We start from the raw sequence: 21,401 nt of genomic DNA, 5'->3' as shown, positions 1-21,401 counted from the left end.
CTGGCCCGACAGCCCGCATCATGACCAAGCTCAGAGCAATCAGTATCCGGGAGGCGGAGTGACGGTAACGTAAGTGACGCTTCCGTCCACATAGCTGCGATTGTACCAAGTTCCGCCGCAGCCGTAGTAGCTGACGCCGCCGTACGGCACGACGGTGGGTGTGCAGGGAAGCACCGTCACATAATTGGGCGTCGCCGTGGCGGCCCCGGCGATGTAGCCGGCGGTCGCTCCCACCGCCGCACCCGCAAGGGCCCAGCCCCAATCGTCGTCGTCATCGTCGTAGTGATGACCGTCCCAGTCGTTGGCGATGTTCTGCGCCGCATAGGCCCGCGATTCCGTGCGTTCGGTCTGGCCTTGCTGGCGGGCTTCCGTGCGTTCGGTCTGGCCCTGCTGCCGCTGGCCCTGCCGCTCGGTTCGTTCCTGCTGGCCCGAAGTGCGCGTGTCGGCCCGGGATTCGGTGCGTGTCTGCTTCGTCTCGGCGCGCTGCGCGGAACGCTCCGTAGCGCCGGACTGCCGGGACGCCGTCTGCGCGGAGGCCATCCGGTCGCTCGACCGCTGGGTGGCACCGGCCTGACGGGCCCCCACTCCCGCCGTGGATCGTCCCGCCGAGGAACGTTGAGCGGAAAAGCCGCCACCCGCCGCCGGACCGGACCGGGAATAACCCCCGCCGCCCGCTCGGCCGCCGCCGCCGCCGCGACCTCCGCCGCCGCGGGCATAGGCATCCGCGACCGATCCGACCACCAGAAGCAGGGATGCGGCGATGGAAAAGGCAATCTGCGACGATGGCCGTGAGGATGGCCGTGACGACGACCTGTTCATTTCGGCGCTCCTTCCGAACTGCCGGCCGCGTTGCGGCGGACACGGATCATGACCGGGATGCGTTCCGCACCGTCCGGAGGATGGAAGGCGAGCTGGGCCGGCTGGACGTCCGGGTTGAGGTTCCAGTCGGAGAATTCGGCCCGGTATTGCGGCTCGCCCTCGTCACCCTTGTAGGTGATGGTCACGCGCTGCGGCAGAGGCGGGCCTTCGGTGGCGATCCAGATCTGGAAGTCGACATCTTCGGTCCGCCCCGCCAAGTGATCGGTCGGCACCGCCGTGAGCGTGTCCCGCTCCACATAGTCGAGCGTCTGAAGGCGTTGCTCCAACTCGTCCGGCAGTGTGCTGACCAGCAGAAGCGCCAGCGGCAGCCGCACCCGAAGATCCTGGACCAGATAGCGCACGGCGTCGTCGATGGTGCCGGCCCGTTCGATCTGGGCATAGACGTTCTCGTCCGCATTGAACACGGAGATCGCCTTGCCGTCGAACGTCACGACCGACCGCTTCCCGTCGCTTTCCTGCGCTTCGACCCGCAAGCCGTCGGGACGGTTCAGGGTGACGGCGCGTCGCTCGCCGAACGTGATCTTCTCCCCCGTGTCCTGAACCACGTCGTAACTGGCCCGAATGGTCACGGTGAAGCGCTGGGCCTGGGCGAGCGTGTCGGCCATGCGCGTCAGGACGGTCATCGCCTCGTCGTCGATCGGCAAGTCGTCCGGCTCGTCCGGCTCGACCGCGTGCGCCGGGCTGTCGGATGGCGGCGCCTCGGCCGCGAAGGCTGGCCCGGCCAGGGCGAAAACGCAGAGCACCGGGCACAGCGCCGACCGTATCAGCCACCTGGGTCCGTTCATCAATGTCCCTCCTGACCCGGACGCCGCGCCGGCGGTCATGCTCCCGCGAGCCCGACTCCGGACGTCATTGAGCAGCATGGAGCGGAGCCATTGGAAGTAGCAGCCACGTTCAACGCAGGCCGCTACGGTAACGCTGCCCGGAGTTTCCGGCGCGACCGCGAATATGCTCGCCGCACGTAAGGGTGCCAGGGGCGGGGCTGAGCCTCTGTTGGAACGATACGCCGCTCGACCGCCGCCTCCCTCATGACCGGGAGCATTGTTGGCGGTTGTCCGCGGTGATGAGCGGCGGCACACCCTCATCGTGCCAAGTACGCTACCGTAACATCCATTACGGTAACTGAAACCGCTGAAGCCGTCCGATGCTTACGCTCTTCACCGTGCCGGATGTGTTCTGAGCGCCTGGCCCAACGGCAGGGATCAGCGAAATCCAGGCTACCGTAGAATACTCGTCAGAGGCCGCGTCTCCGGCTACAGGACTTGGCTGTGGACAACAACGCACCACACCGGGCGGTTCCAGATCCGCACGCCAACGTCGCGCCGCGAAGGCGGCAGTTGGGGGCGGCGCTGGAGCATGCCGGGCAAGACAGGAGGATAGCATGAAGCGTCGTGCAGCCTTGCCAACCGTCACCGCCGCCGCAATGGGCATTCTCTGCGGCGCGCTCCTGGCGGCGGCCACCGTTCCGCATCCGGCGTCGGCGCAGAGCAGGCCCGTTCTGACGAACGCCATTCCGGAAAGTGCCGCCGTCACCATCCACGCGAAAATCACGGCCATCGATGCGGACAAGCGGAAGGTCACGCTGGCCGGACGGTCGGGCACGCCGGTCACCGTCATGGCCGGGCCGTCGGTGCGCTTGGAGATGCTGAAGGTGGGAGACACCGTCGATGCGCAGTTCTACCGCTCCGTGGCTTTCATGGTGTCCCAACCCGGCGCCCCCGTGCCCGAGGATGAGGTCCAGCAGGTGATCGCGCGCCCGGCCGAGGCGCCGGGCGGCATCGGCGTGCAGGTGACGCAGCTCAGCGGGCTGGTCGTCGGCATCGACCTCGGCGCGAACAGCATCGACCTCGTCAATCCCAAGGGCGGCGAGGTCTACACCGTCAATGTGACGGATCCCGCCCGCCAAGCGAAGATTCCCTCGCTGAAGGTTGGCGACACGATCACCGCCGTCGTCAGCGAAGCCCTCGCGGTGTCGATCGAGCCGGCGCGCAAGAGCTGGTTCTGAACGGCGGCCGTCGCGAACGCATTCGAAGAGCAGGGGCGGAGAGCCCGGGCGGAGGGCATGGGAGTGTACGCAAGCCACGATGCCCGGCCGGTGGCGACGGGTGGAACGGGGGGCGGCGGGATGAGGCGGCCGCCCTTTCCGAGAGGATTCGCCGTCGCGGTCCTGCTGGCCGGGACGCTCCTTGCCGGGGGCTGTGCGACGGCGGTCAGCGTCGAACGCGTGGACCATGGCACCGTCCACCGGCAGCTCACGCACAACGTCCTGTCGGCGCACGCGCTCAGCGATCCGACCCACAACGTGTTGCGCCGGTGGTCCCTGACGGACCGCTTTCTGACGCAGCCGGAGAACGCCATGGCCGACCTCCGCGCGGTGGTCGCGCAAGGGCATGGCGGCGCCGACGAGATCTTTGCCTTGGCCGAGATGTCGTTCCTGCACGCGGAGGAGCGGGGAGGGCGACCCTATTATCTGGCGTCCGCTCTCTACGCCTACGCGTTTCTCTTTCCGGGAGGGATGGACCAGCCGCCCAGCCCCTACGATCCGCGGTTCCGGCTGGCCACCGACCTGTACAACCGTGGCCTGACCTCCGGGCTGGCCACGGAGGACAGAACCGGCATCGCCATTCGGGAGGCGCGCCACCCGCTCCCGTTCGGTGCGTTGGATGTGGCCTTCGACGCTCGGGAGCTGGCGTGGGGCGGGCGCCAGCTGACCGGATTCTTTCCGGTCGCCGAGCTGGAGGTTCATGGCCTCGACGCCCGCTATCGCCAACCCGGCATCGGCGCGCCCTTGGCGGCGGGGACCACGCAGGACACCCTGGCGAAAGGCTTCCAGGTCGCCCCACGCGTCAAGACGCCCGTGACCGCGCTGCTGCGCATCACCGATCCCCGGCGCCAGATCATGGGCGGTCAGGTGCGCGCCCAACTCGAACTCTATCCCTCCTCCGACACCGAAGCGGTGCTGATCGACCGCCAACCCGTGCCGCTGGAGGTGGAGCACACCTCCACGCTGGCTTACATGCTGGACGGAATGCCGGTCTGGGAATTCGAGTTCGGCGGCTTCCTGCGCGGCGGCCTGCTGGACAAGATGCCGTCCCGCCTGGTCGCGCTGGAACCATACCGGTCCGGCCGCATTCCCGTCGTCTTCGTTCACGGGACGGCATCGAGCCCGGTGCGCTGGGCCGAGATGCTGAACGATCTGAAGAGCGACCCGCGCATCCGCGACCACTTCCAGTTCTGGTTCTTCAGCTACGAAACGGGCAATCCCGTCCCCTATTCCGCCCTGCTGTTGCGTGATGCGCTGCAGGAGGCGGTGGCCGCCCTGGACCCGTCCGGGCGCGAACCGGCGTTGCGCGAGATGGTCGTCATCGGGCACAGCCAGGGTGGCCTTCTGACCAAGATGGCGGCGGTGAACACGGACGCCCGACTGTGGAACGCGGCGTTCCGCAAACCGCCCGACCAGCTTCAGCTCGACCAGGAAACGCGCGACCTGCTGACACGCGCCCTGTTCGTGAAGCCGGTTCCGTCGGTCAAGCGCCTCGTCTTCATCGCCACGCCGCACGGTGGCAGCTATGTCGCCGGCAACCGGATCAGCCATTTCGTCGCAAGCCTGGTGCGATTGCCGGGGCGCATCCTGAGAGTGACCTCGGAGATCGGCCAGCTGGACGGCACCAGCACCACGCTTGCCGGGCAAACAGGGTTTGGCAGCATCCATGCCATGACCCCGGGCAGCCTTCTGGTCCAAACCCTGGCGCGCATACCCATCGCCCATGGGGTCAAGGCGCACTCGATCATCGCGGTGCGCGGCGATGGACCGGTCGAAACCGGCGACGACGGCGTCGTGGAATACAAAAGCGCCCACATCGACGGGGTCGAATCCGAATATATCGTGCGTTCCGGGCACTCGACGCAGTCCGATCCGCGCACGATCGAGGAGGTGCGCCGCATCCTTCTCCTCCACTGGGACGAATCCTGCACGAAACTCAACGAGTGTGGGCCGCCGGGCGCCGGAGCCAACGCCCGCGCCCCGCGTGTCGCGAGCCGAACCCGATGATGGTGGGCCTCTTGATCGCGGGTCTGCCGCGCGCCGTTTCCACTCTCGTCCTGTCCGCCGCCCTGCTGTGCTCCGCGTCTCTGCGGGCGGATGAGGCGCCATGGCTGCCCGTCTCGCAGGTCATGTCCGAGCTGGCCCGGAATCCGGACTTCGTGGAAGCCCTGTACCAGCGCCTGGGGCGCAATCCGAAGGCCGGCGGCATTCTGGGGCCGGATGAGATCAAGCGGCTGCGCGAGATGATCCTCGGCAAGGATTTCGAGGGGCTGGACCGGTTTCCCGGGCTGACGGTCCGGGGAATGGGCCGGTCCGTGCGGCTCGCCGGTGCCATGCTGGACCGGTCCGGTGACGATGGCCCGCCGCCTGGGTCCGCTACGGTCGAGGCGGCGGTCGATGAGGAGCTGGGCATTCCAGCCGCCGGCACCCCTCCGGCGCCGGATGCCTATCTGCGCCCGCTGGGCTTTGGGCTGGAGTCCGGCGACCGCGTCGATCCCGCACTGGCCGAACGCTACGCCGATGGCCTGCGTTTGGCCGAATTGCTCAACCGCCTCTCCCTGAATGCGCCGGACGGCAGGCCGCGCCACCGGGTCGCTCTTGACGGCCGGACGCTGGACACGCCCCGCGCCCTGATGGAAGCGCTGGCGCGCGACGGCCACGACGTGGAGGTCCGCGATTCGCGTTACTTCGCCAATTTCGGCGACCTGATCTATCATGGCCGCGATGTCCTGACGCCGTTCTGGATCGACACCCGGCTGCCGATCCCCGGCACGGACCGGACGCTTCTGGTTCCGGTCAGTCATTCTCAGCACGAACTCGTCGTCCGTGGCCGTGTGGTCAACGCGGATCTGTCCTTCTATTTCGGAATCGATGGCCGGGCCGTGTTCCGCCCGAGCGTCACGCGCGATCAGGCCTGGGTCATGGGCAGGGTGGCGCACCGCTACCGCGGGGAGGAGGCGATGGAGGTGATCCGCCTCGCCGGCGTCATCGTGCGCGCCTATGACGCGATCAAGCGGCGCCATCCGGAGCTTCCGTTCGGCGGCTATTACGCGCTGGGCGTCTGCAACGACGTGAACGCAATGATCGAACTGCGCATGCGGGGCGAGACGACCCTGTTCCCGCTGACGCTCGATCCGCAATTCTTCACGGACGAGGGGGAGGTCGGCTGGCTTGCCGAGGGCCTGCCGTTGGACAGCCGGTGGTGGTCAGCGACGGATCCGCGACGCATTCTGGGGTCAATCCCTGTGGACGATCTCGCCACGCTTCCACTTTCCTCACTGAGGGAGGATCTGGAGAAGGTCCGCGCGGCGTCGGAAAGCGGCCATTCCCTACGCTCCGGTGCCGGCGACTTCGCTCTTCTGGGTGCCGTGGTGGCTGGACTTCTCGCCGCCGGCCTGTGGTCCGTTCGCCTGTGGTTTGTTCGGCGGCGCTGATCGAGGGTGACCGTTCGGCCTCACCCCGTGGGCCATTGCAGCTCCGGAATGACCTTCGACGGATAGTTGGGGTCCTCGTAGCCGTCCGGGTCCTGGCGCTTGGGCAGCTTCACCGCTTCCCTGGGCAGCTCTTCGTAGGGAATGTGGTCGAGCATGTGGCGGATGATGTTCAGGCGCGCCCGCCTCTTGTCGTCCGAACGCGCGACGAACCACGGTGCCCAGGGGGTGTCGGTCTGTGCGAACATGTCGTCGCGGGCGCGCGAATAGTCGTACCAGCGGCCGTAGGACTTCAAATCCATCGGCGACAGCTTCCAGACCTTCCGCCCATCGTTGATCCGTGCTTCCAGGCGGCGCGTTTGCTCTTTCGGGCTGACTTCGAGCCAATATTTCAGCAGAATCACCCCGGACTCGATGATGGCCTTCTCCACGCTCGGGACGGCGTCGAGGAACCGCTTCGCCTGTTCCTCGGTGCAAAAGCCCATCACCCGCTCGACCCCGGCGCGGTTGTACCAGCTCCGGTCGAAGATGACGACTTCCCCGGCAGCGGGCAGGTGCGGGATGTAGCGCTGAATGTACATTTGCGACTTTTCGCGCTCGGTCGGCGTTGGCAGGGCGATGACGCGGAACACGCGCGGGCTCACGCGCTCCGTGATGGCCTTGATGGTTCCGCCCTTGCCGGCGGTGTCGCGCCCTTCGAAGACGACGCAGACCTTCATGCCCTTGTGAACAACCCATTGTTGCAGCTTCACCAGTTCGACATGAAGCTCCACAAGCGCGCGTTCGTAGTCCCGCCGCTTGAGCTTTTGCTGTGCGTACTCCACGCGCTGCTTGGTCTTCAGCTTTTTTGCCATGCTCATCATCCTCGCGGACGGGTGTTCCGTGTGATCCGTAACGGGACTGGCGGTTCATTGGCAGACTCGGCGACAGGTACGGCGACAGGCTCAGCGAATGGTCATACACCATCGATCCGGTTCTGGAGTTCGAGCAGGATTTCCTGTTCGAGGTCCGCGATGAGAGCGCGGCACGCGGCGGTGCGTTTCGAGCGTCGTCCGCTGTTCGACGCTTCCCATCCGCGCAAAATCTCGACGGCTTCTCCGTAATCTTCACAGAGGCTGCGAAAGAACCGGTTGTCCGCGCTGTGTTGTTTGATCATCTCTTCCAAGTCCGGGAACCGCTCCACGACGTGCCGTAGCTTATCCGACATGGGCTAGTCTCCCCGGTTCTGGAAGAGCGCCGGGGTGCCTGCCTTATTTCGGGCTTTGCCCCCGGACAATCTGCACCGGATCGCCCGCTGTCTTGAAGCGTGAAACGGTTGGCTTTGATACCGTAACAGGTAAACAGAACGGCTTCGCGTGCTGCACAAAAAGGTAGGGGATTATGATTCCGAAAGAAGTAATGTAGCCAGGGCGTGAGCGTAAAGCGTCTATGCCGTCGGTAAGTATTCCTGCCGCCACTTCTTCGAGCTAGACTGGTTTTCACTCTTGGTTTGGCGTCGTTTTCCGCAATGATCATGCGCGCCGTGCGTGTGTGGAAACTTTTCGTGCATTCGAGAGGTTCTGGCGGATGCTGTGCCATGCGCCTCGTGATCATGGTGTCTACAGCTTCAGGCGCGTGGCTGGTGTAGGCCGTTCCGGCATGGGCCGCATGTTGCAACGACCGCTTGCCTATGGGCACCGCTGCCGGACGGACATAAAGGAAGGAGGGCGCTCGTGCTTCACGCCTCCGACGAGCCGCAAGCCACTGATCTGCCTGCGTCCACCATCACGGCACCGCTCATTGACGCGGCACTGGCGCGTGTGCTGGCCAGCCGCAGTTTGCGTGGTTCCGCCCGTGGCCGCCGCTTTCTGCAATTCATCGTGCAGGAGGCCCTGGCCGGGCGGGCCAATCGCATCAAGGCCTACACCATCGCCATGGACGTGTTCGACCGTGACGCCAGCTTCGATCCGCTGCTCGATCCGGTTGTCCGCATCCAGGCCGGCCGTCTTCGCCGCGCCCTGGAGCACTATTATCTGACCGAAGGCGCCGCCGACCCGCTGCGCATCGCCATCCCCAAGGGTGGCTACGTCCCCCAGTTTTCCCTGGTGCCGGTCACTGCCGGGACCGACCTTCCGAATGAGGCATCCGGCCCCGCATCGCTGTCGACCCGTGAAAGGCTGGACGCGCCCCGCACGCCGCACGTCCTCGGACGTCACATCGACCGTCCGCTCCGTTGGCTGGCCGTCGCGGTCGCGGTCACGCTTCTGGCGGTCGGTCTGGGGCTCTTCGCCGGGTGGCGCGGCAGCGCTCCCGACCCGACGAGGAGCGCCCCGGAGAGCGCCACGGCGCCGGCCGCGCCACAACGAGCGGTGCGCGGTCCGGCCCTGTTGGTTCTGCCGTTCACCAACGGTTCCGGCGATCCGGCTCTCGACCTCGTCGCCGACGGCATCACCGAGGATATCGTCTCGGCGCTCGTCCGCTTCGAGGATTTCCTGGTCTTCGGCGCCGACACCAGCTTCCGCTACCCTTCGGCGCCGGCCCTGCGCGAGGCCGTGCCGACCACCCGTGTCGACTACATGCTGAAGGGCAGCGTCGCTCAAACCGGAGACTACATCCAAGTCACGGCCACGCTGATCGCGGCCAAGGATCATCGCTACCTGTGGTCGGACAGTTTCCGACGCGCCGTCACGCCGGCCAAGCTGCTGGATCTGCGCCATGACATCGCCGTTCAGGTCGCGCGGACCCTGGCGCAATCGGACGGCGTGATCGAGCGCGAGGAGGCGCGGTTGAGCGGCCAGCATGCACCACAGGATCTGTCGTCCTACGCCTGCCTTCTGCGCACCCGTCAGTATTGGCGCCAGCTCAGCGTCGCCCTCCACGCCGAGGTGCGCGATTGCCTCGAACGGGCGACCAAGAGCGACCCCGGCTACCCGGAGGCCTGGGCGGCGCTGGCCATGATCACCATCGACGAAGCCCGGCTCGACTTCAACCCCAGTCCGGCGCGTCCCAATCCGATGGATGAAGGGCTGCAATTGGCCGAGCGCGCGGTGATGCTGGCTCCGGACAGCGCGCTGTCCCATCAGGCGCTCGGCCTTGCCTGGTGGTTGCGCCGCGAGCCACAGCGCAGCATCGCCGCGTACGAACAGGCGCTCGCGCTCAACCCGAACGACAGCGCGATCCTCGCCGATCTTGGGCGCTGCTACAGCTTGACCGGTGAATGGGAGCGCGGCATCCCCCTGATCCGCGAAGCCTTCATGCGCAACCCGGCGCAGCCGAGCTGGTACCGCATCGTGATCGCCACGTATCATTACGTGAATGGTCGCTATGACGACGCTCTCGAGGAGATGCGACGGGCCAATCTGGGGCGGGAGGTCATTCTCGGCCACGTCGCGCTGGCGATGATCCACGGCCAGACCGGAAACCGGTCCGAGGCGGCGAAGGCGGTCTCCGAGATCCTGCGGCTCGACCCGAACTTCCCGATCAAGGCGATCTCCGAATTCGAGCGGCGTAACATCCACCCGGACATCATCGTCCGGATCGTTGATGGCTTGCGCAAGGCTGGGCTTGCCATCCCGCCCTCGCAGATGGCCGACGGCGAGAGGCTCTGATCGCCGGGATGCAACGTGGCGCTAGCGTAGCATTCCCGAAAGCGGCCGCATGCTACTTCTGAAACGACGCCGGCTTGCGGCCCGATACCAGGAAGAAGCCGAACATTTCGGTCCGGATGGGGAGATTGGCCATGGCTGCGAAGGCGCAAGTGGCGTTCACGTTGCAAGTGGCGTTCACGTTGATTGTGGCTGTGGCGGCGCTCACGCACATTGCGGCGCCCGTGGCGGCGGCTTCCGTGGAGACTGCACGCGACGCCAGGATCTTCGAACTTCTCGACGACGATCAGGACGGCAGCGTCTCCATGATGGAGTTCAAGAACAATCAAATGCTGGTGTTCTATATTCTTGACCGCAACAAGGACCTTGCCTTGACCGCCGGTGAGACCTTTCTGCCCTCCGATGTGTTCGCGAACATCGCCGGATCTGATGGCAAGATCGACACCCTTGAGTTTCTTGATATCGTCGATTCCGCCTTCAAACAGGCCGACACCAATCACGACGGGTTTCTTGACCGGCAGGAATTCAGCGCGCTCCTGAGTCGTGTTCGGAACCGATGAGTGAGCTGACGTGGTCGACGGCCCTTCCACGTTCCTGAAACGGCGGCAAGCCGCTGTCAGTGGAAAAACAGAAGATGGAATGATAAGTTTTTGATAATAAATAATAAAATCGACCGCAGGGGCCTTGTTCGGCGATAGGCATATTCGCTTCCCTTGACGCCAGCGGAACCGCCCCGGGTTTGCCAGTTGCCGCTGCCGCCGCCTTGCGGTAGAAAGCAGCTCTGGTCGGCAGTTCACCAAGGCGTCGCCGCCCCGTCGAGGGGAGCTAAACCTGCCACGACACTCTCTCGACCGACACCTCATCGCGTGCCGCGTCGGAAGTCGGCGACCACCGGCATCCCTTCGCGGAATGGCGCGTCGTGAGGATGATTCCATGTCCAAGAGATCGCTGCCCTACAGCGCGGGCGATATTTCCGCGCTTGCGCGCTCATTGCGCACACAACTTGCCGGCCGGACCGAGCCGCCCGGCCATGTCGAATGGCTCAACATGCTGGCCAAGGCGGTCGGGTGCCGGAACTTCCAGCATTTCCGGGTGCAGGCGACGGAACAGACTCAGACGATGGAACAGGCGGCGGCGCCGGATCGACTCGGCGCGACGGTCAACGTGGCGCCGCCGGCCGATCCGGTCAGGGTCCTGAAGGTGGCCCGCTGCTTCGACGCCGCCGGCGCCTTGCTGCGCTGGCCGCCGAAACGCTCCGAGCGGGATCTGTGCCTGTGGGTCCTGTGGTCGCGGATCGCCGCCGGCCAGGTGATGGCCGAAGGCGAGGTGAACCGCCTTCTGCGCGACGCCCACCATTTCGGCGACCATGCCCTGCTGCGCCGCGAGCTGTGCGATTTCGGTCTGCTCGACCGGACGCGCGACGGGAGTGTCTACCGGCGCGTCGAGCAGCGGCCGCCGCCGGAAGCGCTGGCCTTGATCCGCCGTCTCAAGGCCGCGTCCGCCGGTGAAAGGGCGAAGGCATGAGCGCCGCGTTCCGGCCGCCTAGTCGCCGAGTGCGAAGGCCACCGCGGCGGCGGCGTGCAGCGCCGTCGTGTTGAACATGGGGACATCCGGCCGGTCGGCCTGATCGACCAGCAGGAAGATCTCCGTGCAGCCGAGGATCACCCCCTGCGCCCCGTCGGCGGCCAGCCGGTCGATGATCTCCAGGTAACGGGCCTTGGACTCCGGGCGCAGGTCGCGCCGCACCAGCTCGTCGAAGATGATGCGGTCGACCGTTGCCTTGTCGGCGTCGGACGGCACCATGATCTCCACCCCGAAGCGCTCCGCGTAGCGGCGGCGCAGATCCTCGGAGAGCATCGTCGGCATGGTGCCCAGCAGCGCGACCCGCGACAGGCCGGCGGTCCGCATCGCGGCGCCGGTCGGGTCGGCGATGTGGATGAAGGGGGTGGCGCACCCTTCCATGATCGGCTCGACCACGCGGTGCATGGTGTTCGACACGCACAGGATGACGTCGGCCCCGGCGCGCTCCAGCGCGTCGACCTTGCCGGACAGGTAGCGGTGAGCGGCGTCCCATTCGTTCCGGCGGACGAAATGCTCGATGTTGCCGAAATTGACGCTGACGATGACGATCTCGCCGTTGTCCCAGCCGCCGAACCGGGCGTTCAGCCCGTCGTTCAGCAGGCGGTAATATTCGGCGGTGGCCTGGTTGCTCATGCCGCCGAGGACGCCGATGGTCTTCTGGGGCAGGGGCCGGGCGGTGGGCGTCGTCATGTCGTGATCCCGTCGGTTGAGGGCGCGGATGATAGAGCGGCCGTTGCGGATCGCCAACCGTTCAGGCCTTTTCCACGGTCCGCCCCTCCTGGGTGAACAGGTAGGGGACGAAGCTGCGGTGATGCTCGTTCACCGACAACTGGCTGCCGATGGGCGGGAAGGCGCGCTGCTGGCAGTCGGTGCGCTCGCAGATGCGGCAGTTCACGCCGATGGGCACGGCGGCGGCCTCGTTGGAGGTGTCGATGCCGGCGGCGTAGACGATCTCGTTGGCGTGGGTCGCCTCGCAGCCGAGCCCGACGGCGAACTGGCGCGACGGCTTCAGATAGGCGCCGCCGCGCTTGGTCACCGTGCGGGCGATGCCGATGTAGGTGGTGCGGTCGGGCATGGTGGCGAACTGCACCAGGATCTTGCCGGGCTGGGCGAAGGCCTCGTGCACGTTCCACAGCGGGCAGGCGCCGCCAAAGCGCGCGAAGTGGAAGCGCGTCGCCGAATGGCGCTTGGTGATGTTGCCGGCCATGTCCACCCGCACGAAGTAGAAGGGCAGCCCCCGCGCCCCCGGCCGTTGCAGGGTGGACAGCCGGTGGCAGACCTGCTCGAAGCTGGCGCCGAAGCGGCTCTGCAACTGCTCCACATCGTGGCGCAGCGCGCGGGCCTGCGCGGCGAAGGCGCGGTAGGGCAGGACCAGCGCGCCTGCGAAGTAGTTGGCGAGTCCGACGCGGCAGATCGACCGCGCGTCCTCGCTGGAGAATTTCGCCTGGGCGACCCGTTCCTCGATCACGTCACCGAAGCCCAGCAGGGCGATCTGGTGGGCCATGTGGAAGGCGCGGCTCGGGCCGTTCAGCAGGGCCGACAGGCGCAGCGTGCCGGTGCTGCCGTCGTAGCTGCGCATGGCCGTCTCGCCGTCGTCGGCGACGATCTTCACACGGACGTCGTGCCGCCGCTTCAGATAGGCGGCCAACTCGTTCAGCAGGGCGCCGGAGTGGATCTTCTCCGTGTTCCAGAGATTTTCCGCCGCCTCGTCCAGCGGGCCGATGTAGTTGTTGCAGTAGTGGAAGTAGTCGCGGACCTCCTCGTATGGGAACTGCGGCCCGGCGAAGGCGTCGCTCGGTTCCTGGTTCGACAGGCTGTCGGCCAACGACTGCACCCGCTCGTGCAGTTTCTGGTAGGCTTGGTGCAAGCTCAGCACGCGGCGGGCCAACTCGGGGCTGGAGCCGACGGCGCTGCGCAGTTCGGCGTTGGTCAGCGGCGCCCCGGCGAACAGCGGGTCGGCCAGGGCCTCGCGCAGGTCGGCGACCAGACGGCTGTCCTCGTCCTCGACGAAGTTGGACAGGTCCACCTCGAACACGGCGGAGATCTTCAGCAGCACCGGCAGGGTCAGCGGGCGCTGGTTGTTCTCGATCTGGTTCAGGTAGCTCGGCGACAGGTCCAGCGTCTTGGCCAGCGCCGCCTGGGTCAGCCCGCGCTGCTCGCGCAGGCGGCGGAGCTTGTAGCCGAGGAAGAGCTTCTGCATGGACCCGCCTATCACCCGGAGATTATGTCGAAGTGCATATTCGCAAACTTGGCAAACCGCGCGCTGCGTTTGCAAAGATGTTCGCAACTTCGCACATTTTTCCCGCCCGGCCAATTGCCCTGTTGCAAATCTTGTGAATAATCCAGGCGTTCCGGTGAGGGGGCCGCTGCCACAAGGTTCGCAAGGTCCTCCGCCGCTCGCCAAAGTGGGAAACGCCTGATGCAAGAAATTCTGGCCAAGTTGGACGCCATGCGCTCCGGTGCGCGGCTGGGCGGCGGCGAAAAGCGCGTCGCCGGGCAGCACGCCAAGGGCAAGCTGACCGCGCGGGAGCGCATCGAACTCTTTCTCGACGAAGGCTCGTTCGAGGAGTTCGACATGTTCGTGCAGCACCGCTGCAACGACTTCGGCATGGAAGGCCAGAAGGTACCCGGCGACGGCGTGGTCACCGGTCACGGCACGGTGAACGGGCGCCTCGTCTTCGTCTTCAGCCAGGACTTCACCGTCTTCGGCGGCTCGCTGTCGGAAGCCCACGCCGAGAAGATCTGCAAGATCATGGACCAGGCGATGAAGGTCGGCGCGCCGGTCATCGGCCTGAACGATTCCGGCGGCGCCCGCATCCAGGAGGGCGTCGCCTCGCTCGGCGGCTACGCCGAGGTCTTCCAGCGCAACGTCAACGCCTCGGGCGTCATCCCGCAGATCTCCCTCATCATGGGGCCGTGCGCCGGCGGTGCCGTCTATTCGCCGGCCATGACCGACTTCATCTTCATGGTGAAGGACAGCTCCTACATGTTCGTGACCGGCCCGGACGTGGTGAAGACGGTCACGCACGAGGTGGTGACGGCGGAGGAGCTGGGCGGGGCGATCACCCATTCCAGCAAGTCCGGCGTCGCCGACATGGCCTTCGAGAACGACGTGGAGGCGCTGCTCCAGCTCCGCCGCTTCATCGACTTCCTGCCGGCCTCCAACCGCGAGCGGGCGCCGGAGCGTCCCTGCACCGACCCGATCGACCGCGACGACCTGTCGCTCGACACGCTGGTGCCGGAGAACCCGAACAAGCCCTACGACATGAAGGAGCTGATCCTCAAGACGGTCGACGAGGGCGACTTCTTCGAGCTTCAGCCCGACTACGCCCGGAACATCATCATCGGCTTCGGCCGCATGAACGGCAGCACGGTCGGCATCGTCGCCAACCAGCCGATGGTTCTGGCCGGCTGCCTGGACATCGACAGCTCCAAGAAGGCCGCGCGCTTCGTGCGCTTCTGCGACGCCTTCGAGATTCCGATCCTGACCCTGGTGGACGTCCCCGGCTTCATGCCCGGCACCTCGCAGGAATACGGCGGCATCATCAAGCACGGCGCCAAGCTGCTGTTCGCCTACGCCGAGGCCACCGTGCCGAAGATCACCGTCATCACGCGCAAGGCCTACGGCGGCGCCTATGACGTGATGGCGTCCAAGCATCTGCGCGGCGACATCAACTACGCCTGGCCGTCGGCGGAGATCGCGGTGATGGGGCCAAAGGGTGCCGTGGAGATCATCTTCCGCGGCGACATCGGCGACACCGCCAAGATCGAGGCGCGCACCGAGGAATACCGGCAGAAGTTCGCCAACCCGTTCGTGGCGGCGTCGCGCGGCTACATCGATGACGTCATCATGCCGCACGGCACCCGCCGGCGCGTCATCAAGGCGCTGTCCATGCTGAAGAACAAGCAGCTCCAGAACCCCTGGCGCAAGCACGACAACATCCCGCTCTGAAGGCGCGCCGCCCCATGACGACCCTGTTCTCAAAGATCCTGATCGCGAACCGCGGCGAGATCGCCTGCCGCGTCATCCGCACGGCGCGCCGCCTGGGCATCAAGACGGTCGCCGTCTATTCGGACGCCGACAAGAACGCCCTGCACGTCGAGATGGCCGACGAGGCCGTCCACATCGGCGCCGCCCCCTCGGCGCAGAGCTACCTGCTGATCGACCGCATCGTCGACGCCTGCAAGAAGACCGGCGCCCAGGCCGTCCATCCCGGCTACGGCTTCCTGTCGGAGAAGCGCGAGTTCCAGGAGGCGCTGGCCGCCGCCGGCATCGCCTTCATCGGTCCGGACGCCCACGCCATCCAGGCCATGGGCGACAAGATCGAGTCCAAGAAGCTGGCCAAGGCCGCCGGCGTCAGCACGGTGCCCGGCTATCTGGGCGTCATCGCCGACGACAGCGAGGCGGTGACCATCGCCCGCGACATCGGCTATCCGGTGATGATCAAGGCGTCGGCCGGCGGCGGCGGCAAGGGCATGCGCGTGGCCTGGAACGACGAGGAGGCCCGCGAAGGCTTCCGTTCGGCCCAGAACGAGGCGCGCTCCTCCTTCGCCGACGACCGCGTCTTCGTCGAGAAGTACATCCAGCAGCCGCGCCACATCGAGATCCAGGTGCTGGCGGACGGGCAGGGCACGGCCCTGTATCTGGGCGAGCGTGAATGCTCGATCCAGCGCCGCCACCAGAAGGTCATCGAAGAGGCGCCGTCGCCCTTCCTCGACGCCGCCACCCGCAAGGCGATGGGCGAGCAGGCGGTGGCGCTGGCCCGCGCTGTGGACTACAAGTCCGCCGGCACGGTCGAGTTCATCGTAGACGCCGAGCGCAACTTCTACTTCCTGGAGATGAACACCCGCCTCCAGGTGGAGCATCCGGTCACCGAACTGGTCACCGGCCTCGACCTCGTCGAGCTGATGATCCGCGTCGCGGCGGGCGAGAAGCTGACGCTGAAGCAGGAGGACATCCACCTGCACGGCTGGGCCATCGAATCCCGCGTCTATGCCGAGGACCCCTTCCGCAATTTCCTGCCCTCGACCGGCCGGCTGACCCACTACCGTCCGCCGTCGGAGGACCCGCACGTCCGCGTCGACACCGGCGTCTATGAGGGCGGCGAGATCTCCATGTACTACGACCCCATGATCGCCAAGCTGTGCAGCTGGGGGTCGACGCGCGATGCCGCCATTGCCCGCATGCGCGAGGCGCTGGACCAGTATTACATTCGCGGCGTCAGCCACAACATCCCGTTCCTCGCCTCGCTGATGGCCAACCAGCGCTTCGTCGAAGGCCGGCTGACCACCAACTTCATCGCCGAGGAATACCCGAACGGCTTCCACGCCTCGGACCTGCCGCCGGAGGAGCCGGCGATCCTGATCGCCGTCGCCGCGGTGATCCACCGCTGCCTGAACGACCGCGACATCCAGATCACCGGCAAGATGCCGGGCAACAAGATCCGGGTGCGCGACGACTGGGTCGTCGTGATGGACGGCACGCAGCACCCGGTCCATGTCCACCCGACGGACGGCAGCCCGCAGCGCATCGGCTACACCGTCGATTTCGAGGGGAAGCACCATGTGGTGTGGAGCGACTGGACGCTCGGCCAGCCGCTGTTCCGCGGCACGGTGAACGGCGCGCATGTCTGCGTCCAGGTGGACCGCGTCGGCGTCGGCTACCGCCTGTCCCACTCCGGCAGCCAGGCGCTGGTCAAGGTGCTGACTCCGAACGCGGCGCGGCTCGACGCGCTGATGCCGGTGAAGGCGCCGCCGGACATGTCGAAGTTCCTGCTGTCGCCGATGCCCGGCCTGCTCGTTTCGGTCGCCGTGACCGAGGGGCAGGAGGTCAAGGCCGGCGAGGTGCTGGCCGTGGTCGAGGCGATGAAGATGGAAAACATCCTGCGCGCGGCGCAGGATGGCACGGTGTCCAAGGTGCACGCGACGCCCGGCTCCAGCCTGGCGGTCGATCAGAAGATCCTGGAGTTCGCGTGAGCCAAGCGGGCTCCGACATATAGGGAAAGGTAAGGACGATGGCTTTCGCAAACACGCTTTCGCAGCGTGCCGCTTCGCTTCTCGAGACGGTCGCCCCGCGGGGCGGCCTGCTCACCGCCGCCACCGCCGCGGTTCTGGGCAGCCTGCTCCTGGCCGCCTCGGCCAAGGTCCAGGTGCCCTTCTGGCCGGTTCCGATGACGATGCAGAGCATGGTCGTCATCCTGCTCGGCATGGCCTACGGCAGCCGCCTCGCCACGGCGACGGTCCTGCTGTATCTGGCCGAGGGTCTGGCCGGCCTGCCGGTCTTCGCGGGTCCGGGCGCCGGCCCGGCCTACATGGCCGGCCCGACCGCCGGCTACCTGCTGGGCTTCGTCCTGGCCGCCGGCGTCACCGGCTGGCTGGCCGAGCGCGGCTGGGACCGCAGCCCGCTCAAGGCCGTCGGCGCCCTGGCGATCGGCCACGCCCTGCTGTTCGTTCCGGGCGTGGCCTGGATGGCCGTCCTGTTCGGCGGCGAGAAGGCCGTCGCTCTGGGCCTGACGCCGTTCCTGGCCGCCACGGTCCTGAAGACGGCGCTGGGTGCCGCGATCATGCAGGCCGCCTGGAAGGTCGTCGCCCGCCGGTCGCAGGGCTGAGAGTAAGGGGGGCTTGCTTGCCCCCACCCTAACCCTCCCCCGCTCTCGCAGGGGAGGGGACTGTTCTCCCTCCCCTGCGAGAGCGGGGGAGGGCCGGGGTGGGGGCAAGACCCTCCCATTCATTGATCGTTTCAAATCATTCGAACCAAGAAGCCGTGTCGAGGAGACGTCCCATGAGCGAGTTCCCGAAGAAGACCCAGGCCGACTGGCAGACCCTGGCCACCAAGGACCTCGGCGCCAACGGGACGCTCGAAGACCTCGTCTGGAAGACTCCGGAGGGGCTGGACGTCAAGGCGCTCTACACCGCCGACGATCTGGAAGGTCTGGAGCTGGACAGCCTGCCCGGCTTCCCGCCCTTCACCCGCGGCCCGCGCGCCACGATGTATGCGGTGAAGCCCTGGACCATCCGCCAGTACGCCGGCTTCTCGACCGCCGAGGACTCCAACGCCTTCTACAAGGCGAACCTGAAGGCCGGGCAGATGGGCCTGTCGGTCGCCTTCGACCTCGCCACCCACCGCGGCTATGACAGCGACCACCCGCGCGTGGTCGGCGACGTGGGCAAGGCCGGCGTCGCCATCGACAGCGTCGAGGACATGAAGATCCTCTTCGACGGCATCCCGCTCGACAAGATGTCGGTGTCGATGACCATGAACGGCGCGGTGCTGCCGATCCTCGCCGGCTACATCGTCGCGGCGGAGGAGCAGGGGGTCAGCCAGGACAAGCTGAGCGGGACCATCCAGAACGACATCCTCAAGGAGTTCATGGTCCGCAACACCTACATCTACCCGCCCGAACCCTCGATGCGGATCATCGCGGACATCATCGAGTACACGGCGCTGAACATGCCGAAGTTCAACTCGATCTCGATCTCCGGCTACCACATGCAGGAGGCCGGGGCGACCGCGGTGCAGGAGCTGGCCTTCACCATCGCCGACGGCCTCGAATACGTCCGCGCCGCCATGTCCAAGGGGCTGCCGGTCGACAAGTTCGCGCCGCGCCTGTCCTTCTTCTTCTCCATCGGCATGAACTTCTTCATGGAGATCGCCAAGCTGCGCGCCGCGCGTCTGCTGTGGTCGACCCTGATGAAGCAGAAGTTCGACCCGAAGGACGCCCGCTCGCTGGCCCTGCGCACCCACTGCCAGACCTCCGGCGTCTCGCTGACCGAGCAGGACCCCTACAACAACGTCATCCGCACCACCATCGAGGCGATGGCCGCGGTGCTGGGCGGCACCCAGTCGCTGCACACCAACGCCTTCGACGAGGCGCTGGGCCTGCCCACCAAATTCTCCGCCCGCATCGCCCGCAACACCCAGCTCATCATCGCCGAGGAGTCGGGCGTCACCAACGTGGTCGATCCGCTGGGCGGCTCCTACTACATCGAGAATCTGACCCACAGCCTCGCCAACGCTGCGCTCGACCTCATCAACAAGGTCGAGGATCTCGGCGGCATGACCAAGGCGGTGGACAGCGGCATGCCCAAGCTGCTGATCGAGGAGGCCGCCGCCCGCCGGCAGGCCCGCGTCGACCGCGCCGAGGAGGTGATCGTCGGCGTCAACAAGTACCGTCCGGAGAACCCCGAGATGGTCGATGTGCTGGACATCGACAACACGGCGGTCCGCGAATCCCAGATCGCTCGCCTCAATCAGGTCCGTGCCAACCGCGACGACGCCAAGTGCCGCGCCGCCCTGGAAGCCCTGACCAAGGCCGCCACGGAAAAGTCCGGCAATCTGCTGGCGCTGGCGGTCGAAGCGACCCGCGCCCGCGCCACGGTCGGCGAGATTTCCGACGCGCTGGAGAAGGCCTTCACCCGCCATGTGGCGGTCATCCGCTCCGTCTCCGGCGTCTACGGCGCCGCCTATGAGGGCGACGAGGGCTTCAAGAAGATCCAGGAGGAGGTGTCCGCCTTCGCCGCCGAGGAGGGCCGCCGCCCGCGCATCCTCGTCGTGAAGATGGGGCAGGACGGCCACGACCGCGGCGCCAAGGTGATCGCCACCAGCTTCGCCGACATCGGCTTCGACGTGGACATCGGGCCGCTGTTCCAGACCCCGGAGGAGGCCGCCCGTCAGGCGGTGGAGAACGACGTGCACGTCATCGGCGTGTCGTCCCAGGCCGCCGGCCACAAGACGCTGGTCCCGCAACTGGTCGAGGAGCTGCGCAAACAGGGCGCCGGCGACATCCTCGTCGTCTGCGGCGGCGTGATCCCGCCCCAGGATTACGACTACCTCTACAAGGCGGGCGCCGCCGCCATCTATGGCCCCGGCACGAACATCCCGAAGGCCGCCTCCGACATCCTGGCCATCCTGCGCAAGCAGAAGGCCGCGGCGTGATAATGGGTGAGGGGATGTCCTTCCCTCGCGCTCCCCAGCCAGGGGCCGATATGGCCCCTGGACCCCGGGATTTGACCGATGAGCAGCGGCGCTGGGTGGAGGAAAACCGCCCGGCGCTGAATGCTTATGATGAGTTCGTTGTGAAGCATGGTGTGTTCAGCGAGGGCAAGCGGCTATTCTGATGGGCCTCGCTGTCCCTCCCCGCTCTGTGGGGGAAGGGGGAAGAGTGAGGGTCGCAGCGAGAGTTTCTTCACTTGCCCATCACCGCCGAAACCGACCTCTATGCCCCCGTCAAGGCCTTCCTCGAAGCCCAGGGCTACGACGTGAAGGCCGAGATCCACGGCTGCGACCTCGTCGCGGTGCGCGGGGCCGAACCGCCGCTGATCGTCGAGCTGAAGAAACGCTTCACCCTGGATTTGCTGCTTCAGGGGGTGGACCGGCTCGCCCTGACCGACACCGTCTATCTCGCCGTGCCGCAGCCGGGGCGCAAGGCCAGCGGCGCGTCGCCCCACGACAGCGGGGTGCGCAAGCTCTGCCGACGGCTGGGCGTCGGCTTGCTGATCGTCGACACCGGCCGGGCGGCGGGGCATGAGGTCGAGGTTCTGCTCGACCCGGTTCCCTACAACCCGCGCAAGGACAGGGCGCGCGCCGCCCGCCTGCTGGGAGAGCACGCGCGGCGCCGCGGCGATCCCAACCGCGGCGGGTCCACCCGCGTGCCCATCGTCACCGCCTACCGCCAAGACGCGCTGCGCTGCGCCCGACTGTTGACCGCCGGGCCGCTGTCGCTGAAGGCGCTGCGCGCCGCCGGGGCGCCGAAGGACGCCGCGGGCATCCTTCAACGCAACGTCTACGGCTGGTTCGAGCGCATCGCCAAGGGCACCTACGGACTGACCGAGGCCGGCGTCCAGGGCGTGGAAACCTTCGCCCACGCGCTCGCCACCGAATAG

At 66.8% G+C, this 21,401-nt stretch carries 18 protein-coding genes; 12 read left to right on the top strand and 6 right to left on the bottom strand.

Features of this window, described 5'->3' with window-relative positions:
- Positions 1–39: 39 nt before the first annotated feature.
- Together DS837_RS28540 and DS837_RS28535 are read right to left on the bottom strand one after the other, a co-directional pair.
- Positions 40–819 carry a hypothetical protein gene (locus tag DS837_RS28540; protein WP_149167829.1) on the bottom strand — a complete coding sequence of 260 codons (780 nt, stop codon included), beginning with the start codon at positions 817–819 and terminating at the stop codon, positions 40–42.
- Entirely contained in the window at positions 816–1,664 is an 849-nt protein-coding gene (locus DS837_RS28535) for a DUF2092 domain-containing protein (RefSeq protein WP_149167828.1), read from the bottom strand. Before DS837_RS28535 ends, DS837_RS28540 begins: the two co-directional genes overlap by 4 nt.
- Positions 1,665–2,260: 596 nt before the next feature.
- On the opposite strand from DS837_RS28535, the gene DS837_RS28530 reads away from it, so the two are divergent.
- The 3 genes from DS837_RS28530 (at position 2,261) to DS837_RS28520 (ending at position 6,357) form a co-directional block, all read left to right on the top strand.
- Positions 2,261–2,884, top strand: a complete 624-nt coding sequence (locus DS837_RS28530; RefSeq protein ID WP_149167827.1) for a hypothetical protein — start codon at positions 2,261–2,263, stop codon at positions 2,882–2,884.
- Between the two features lie 120 nt (positions 2,885–3,004).
- Positions 3,005–4,930 (top strand): esterase/lipase family protein, encoded by a 1,926-nt coding sequence (locus tag DS837_RS28525; protein ID WP_149167826.1) that lies wholly within the window; start codon positions 3,005–3,007, stop codon positions 4,928–4,930.
- Positions 4,927–6,357: a hypothetical protein gene (locus DS837_RS28520; RefSeq protein ID WP_149167825.1), complete on the top strand. Its 1,431-nt coding sequence runs from the start codon at positions 4,927–4,929 to the stop codon at positions 6,355–6,357. The genes DS837_RS28525 and DS837_RS28520 overlap by 4 nt, the downstream gene beginning before the upstream one ends.
- A 20-nt stretch (positions 6,358–6,377) precedes the next feature.
- Here the strand turns inward: DS837_RS28520 and ppk2 are convergent, their stop codons facing one another.
- Together ppk2 and DS837_RS28510 are read right to left on the bottom strand one after the other, a co-directional pair.
- Positions 6,378–7,217 carry a polyphosphate kinase 2 gene (gene ppk2, locus DS837_RS28515; protein ID WP_247890177.1) on the bottom strand — a complete coding sequence of 280 codons (840 nt, stop codon included), beginning with the start codon at positions 7,215–7,217 and terminating at the stop codon, positions 6,378–6,380.
- A gap of 92 nt (positions 7,218–7,309) precedes the next feature.
- The gene (locus tag DS837_RS28510; protein ID WP_149167823.1) at positions 7,310–7,561 is read right to left on the bottom strand and encodes a hypothetical protein; all 252 of its coding nucleotides are present in this window, start codon (positions 7,559–7,561) and stop codon (positions 7,310–7,312) included.
- A gap of 505 nt (positions 7,562–8,066) precedes the next feature.
- On the opposite strand from DS837_RS28510, the gene DS837_RS28505 reads away from it, so the two are divergent.
- The 3 genes from DS837_RS28505 to DS837_RS28495 all read left to right on the top strand — a co-directional run bounded on the left by DS837_RS28505 (position 8,067) and on the right by DS837_RS28495 (position 11,462).
- Positions 8,067–9,941: a tetratricopeptide repeat protein gene (locus DS837_RS28505; protein ID WP_149167822.1), complete on the top strand. Its 1,875-nt coding sequence runs from the start codon at positions 8,067–8,069 to the stop codon at positions 9,939–9,941.
- 131 nt (positions 9,942–10,072) lie between these two features.
- Positions 10,073–10,498 (top strand): EF-hand domain-containing protein, encoded by a 426-nt coding sequence (locus DS837_RS28500; RefSeq protein WP_170296024.1) that lies wholly within the window; start codon positions 10,073–10,075, stop codon positions 10,496–10,498.
- 373 nt (positions 10,499–10,871) lie between these two features.
- Positions 10,872–11,462, top strand: a complete 591-nt coding sequence (locus DS837_RS28495) for a DUF2087 domain-containing protein (RefSeq protein WP_149167820.1) — start codon at positions 10,872–10,874, stop codon at positions 11,460–11,462.
- 18 nt (positions 11,463–11,480) lie between these two features.
- On the opposite strand, the gene DS837_RS28490 is transcribed toward DS837_RS28495, so the two are convergent.
- Both DS837_RS28490 and DS837_RS28485 read right to left on the bottom strand, forming a co-directional pair.
- A complete protein-coding gene (locus DS837_RS28490; RefSeq protein ID WP_149167819.1) occupies positions 11,481–12,209 on the bottom strand; it encodes an aspartate/glutamate racemase family protein in 729 nt (242 codons plus the stop codon).
- A 61-nt stretch (positions 12,210–12,270) separates the two neighbouring features.
- A complete protein-coding gene (locus DS837_RS28485) occupies positions 12,271–13,719 on the bottom strand; it encodes a helix-turn-helix domain-containing protein (protein ID WP_149167818.1) in 1,449 nt (482 codons plus the stop codon).
- Between the two features lie 219 nt (positions 13,720–13,938).
- Here DS837_RS28485 and DS837_RS28480 point away from each other — a divergent pair, with 219 nt between their 5' ends.
- The 6 genes from DS837_RS28480 to DS837_RS28455 all read left to right on the top strand — a co-directional run bounded on the left by DS837_RS28480 (position 13,939) and on the right by DS837_RS28455 (position 21,401).
- Positions 13,939–15,471: an acyl-CoA carboxylase subunit beta gene (locus DS837_RS28480; protein WP_149167817.1), complete on the top strand. Its 1,533-nt coding sequence runs from the start codon at positions 13,939–13,941 to the stop codon at positions 15,469–15,471.
- A gap of 23 nt (positions 15,472–15,494) precedes the next feature.
- Entirely contained in the window at positions 15,495–17,495 is a 2,001-nt protein-coding gene (accC, locus tag DS837_RS28475; protein ID WP_149167847.1) for an acetyl-CoA carboxylase biotin carboxylase subunit, read from the top strand.
- 38 nt (positions 17,496–17,533) lie between these two features.
- The gene (locus DS837_RS28470) at positions 17,534–18,127 is read left to right on the top strand and encodes a biotin transporter BioY (protein ID WP_149167816.1); all 594 of its coding nucleotides are present in this window, start codon (positions 17,534–17,536) and stop codon (positions 18,125–18,127) included.
- Positions 18,128–18,300: 173 nt separating this feature from the next.
- A complete protein-coding gene (gene scpA / locus DS837_RS28465; RefSeq protein ID WP_149167815.1) occupies positions 18,301–20,454 on the top strand; it encodes a methylmalonyl-CoA mutase in 2,154 nt (717 codons plus the stop codon).
- A 71-nt stretch (positions 20,455–20,525) separates the two neighbouring features.
- A complete protein-coding gene (locus DS837_RS32250) occupies positions 20,526–20,636 on the top strand; it encodes a type II toxin-antitoxin system CcdA family antitoxin (protein ID WP_170296023.1) in 111 nt (36 codons plus the stop codon).
- A 72-nt stretch (positions 20,637–20,708) separates the two neighbouring features.
- Entirely contained in the window at positions 20,709–21,401 is a 693-nt protein-coding gene (locus DS837_RS28455; RefSeq protein WP_149167813.1) for a DUF2161 domain-containing phosphodiesterase, read from the top strand.

Origin of the sequence: Azospirillum brasilense (genome assembly GCF_008365405.1) — a bacterium.
GTDB lineage: Bacteria > Pseudomonadota > Alphaproteobacteria > Azospirillales > Azospirillaceae > Azospirillum > Azospirillum brasilense_D.
The sequence above is the reverse complement of the archived record's forward strand: the minus strand, read 5'-3'. Positions and strand labels throughout refer to the sequence as shown.

What these genes read in the sequence shown, in the direction of transcription:
- DS837_RS28540 (WP_149167829.1), bottom strand. Translation starts at nt 819, where the DNA reads ATGAACAGGTCGTCGTCACGGCCATCCTCACGGCCATCGTCGCAGATT.
- DS837_RS28470 (WP_149167816.1), top strand. Translation starts at nt 17,534, where the DNA reads ATGGCTTTCGCAAACACGCTTTCGCAGCGTGCCGCTTCGCTTCTCGAG.
- DS837_RS28535 (WP_149167828.1), bottom strand. Translation starts at nt 1,664, where the DNA reads ATGAACGGACCCAGGTGGCTGATACGGTCGGCGCTGTGCCCGGTGCTC.
- DS837_RS28525 (WP_149167826.1), top strand. Translation starts at nt 3,005, where the DNA reads ATGAGGCGGCCGCCCTTTCCGAGAGGATTCGCCGTCGCGGTCCTGCTG.
- DS837_RS28530 (WP_149167827.1), top strand. Translation starts at nt 2,261, where the DNA reads ATGAAGCGTCGTGCAGCCTTGCCAACCGTCACCGCCGCCGCAATGGGC.
- DS837_RS28510 (WP_149167823.1), bottom strand. Translation starts at nt 7,561, where the DNA reads ATGTCGGATAAGCTACGGCACGTCGTGGAGCGGTTCCCGGACTTGGAA.
- DS837_RS28500 (WP_170296024.1), top strand. Translation starts at nt 10,073, where the DNA reads ATGGCTGCGAAGGCGCAAGTGGCGTTCACGTTGCAAGTGGCGTTCACG.
- ppk2 (WP_247890177.1), bottom strand. Translation starts at nt 7,217, where the DNA reads ATGATGAGCATGGCAAAAAAGCTGAAGACCAAGCAGCGCGTGGAGTAC.
- DS837_RS28495 (WP_149167820.1), top strand. Translation starts at nt 10,872, where the DNA reads ATGTCCAAGAGATCGCTGCCCTACAGCGCGGGCGATATTTCCGCGCTT.
- DS837_RS28480 (WP_149167817.1), top strand. Translation starts at nt 13,939, where the DNA reads ATGCAAGAAATTCTGGCCAAGTTGGACGCCATGCGCTCCGGTGCGCGG.
- scpA (WP_149167815.1), top strand. Translation starts at nt 18,301, where the DNA reads ATGAGCGAGTTCCCGAAGAAGACCCAGGCCGACTGGCAGACCCTGGCC.
- DS837_RS28490 (WP_149167819.1), bottom strand. Translation starts at nt 12,209, where the DNA reads ATGACGACGCCCACCGCCCGGCCCCTGCCCCAGAAGACCATCGGCGTC.
- DS837_RS28520 (WP_149167825.1), top strand. Translation starts at nt 4,927, where the DNA reads ATGATGGTGGGCCTCTTGATCGCGGGTCTGCCGCGCGCCGTTTCCACT.
- DS837_RS28485 (WP_149167818.1), bottom strand. Translation starts at nt 13,719, where the DNA reads ATGCAGAAGCTCTTCCTCGGCTACAAGCTCCGCCGCCTGCGCGAGCAG.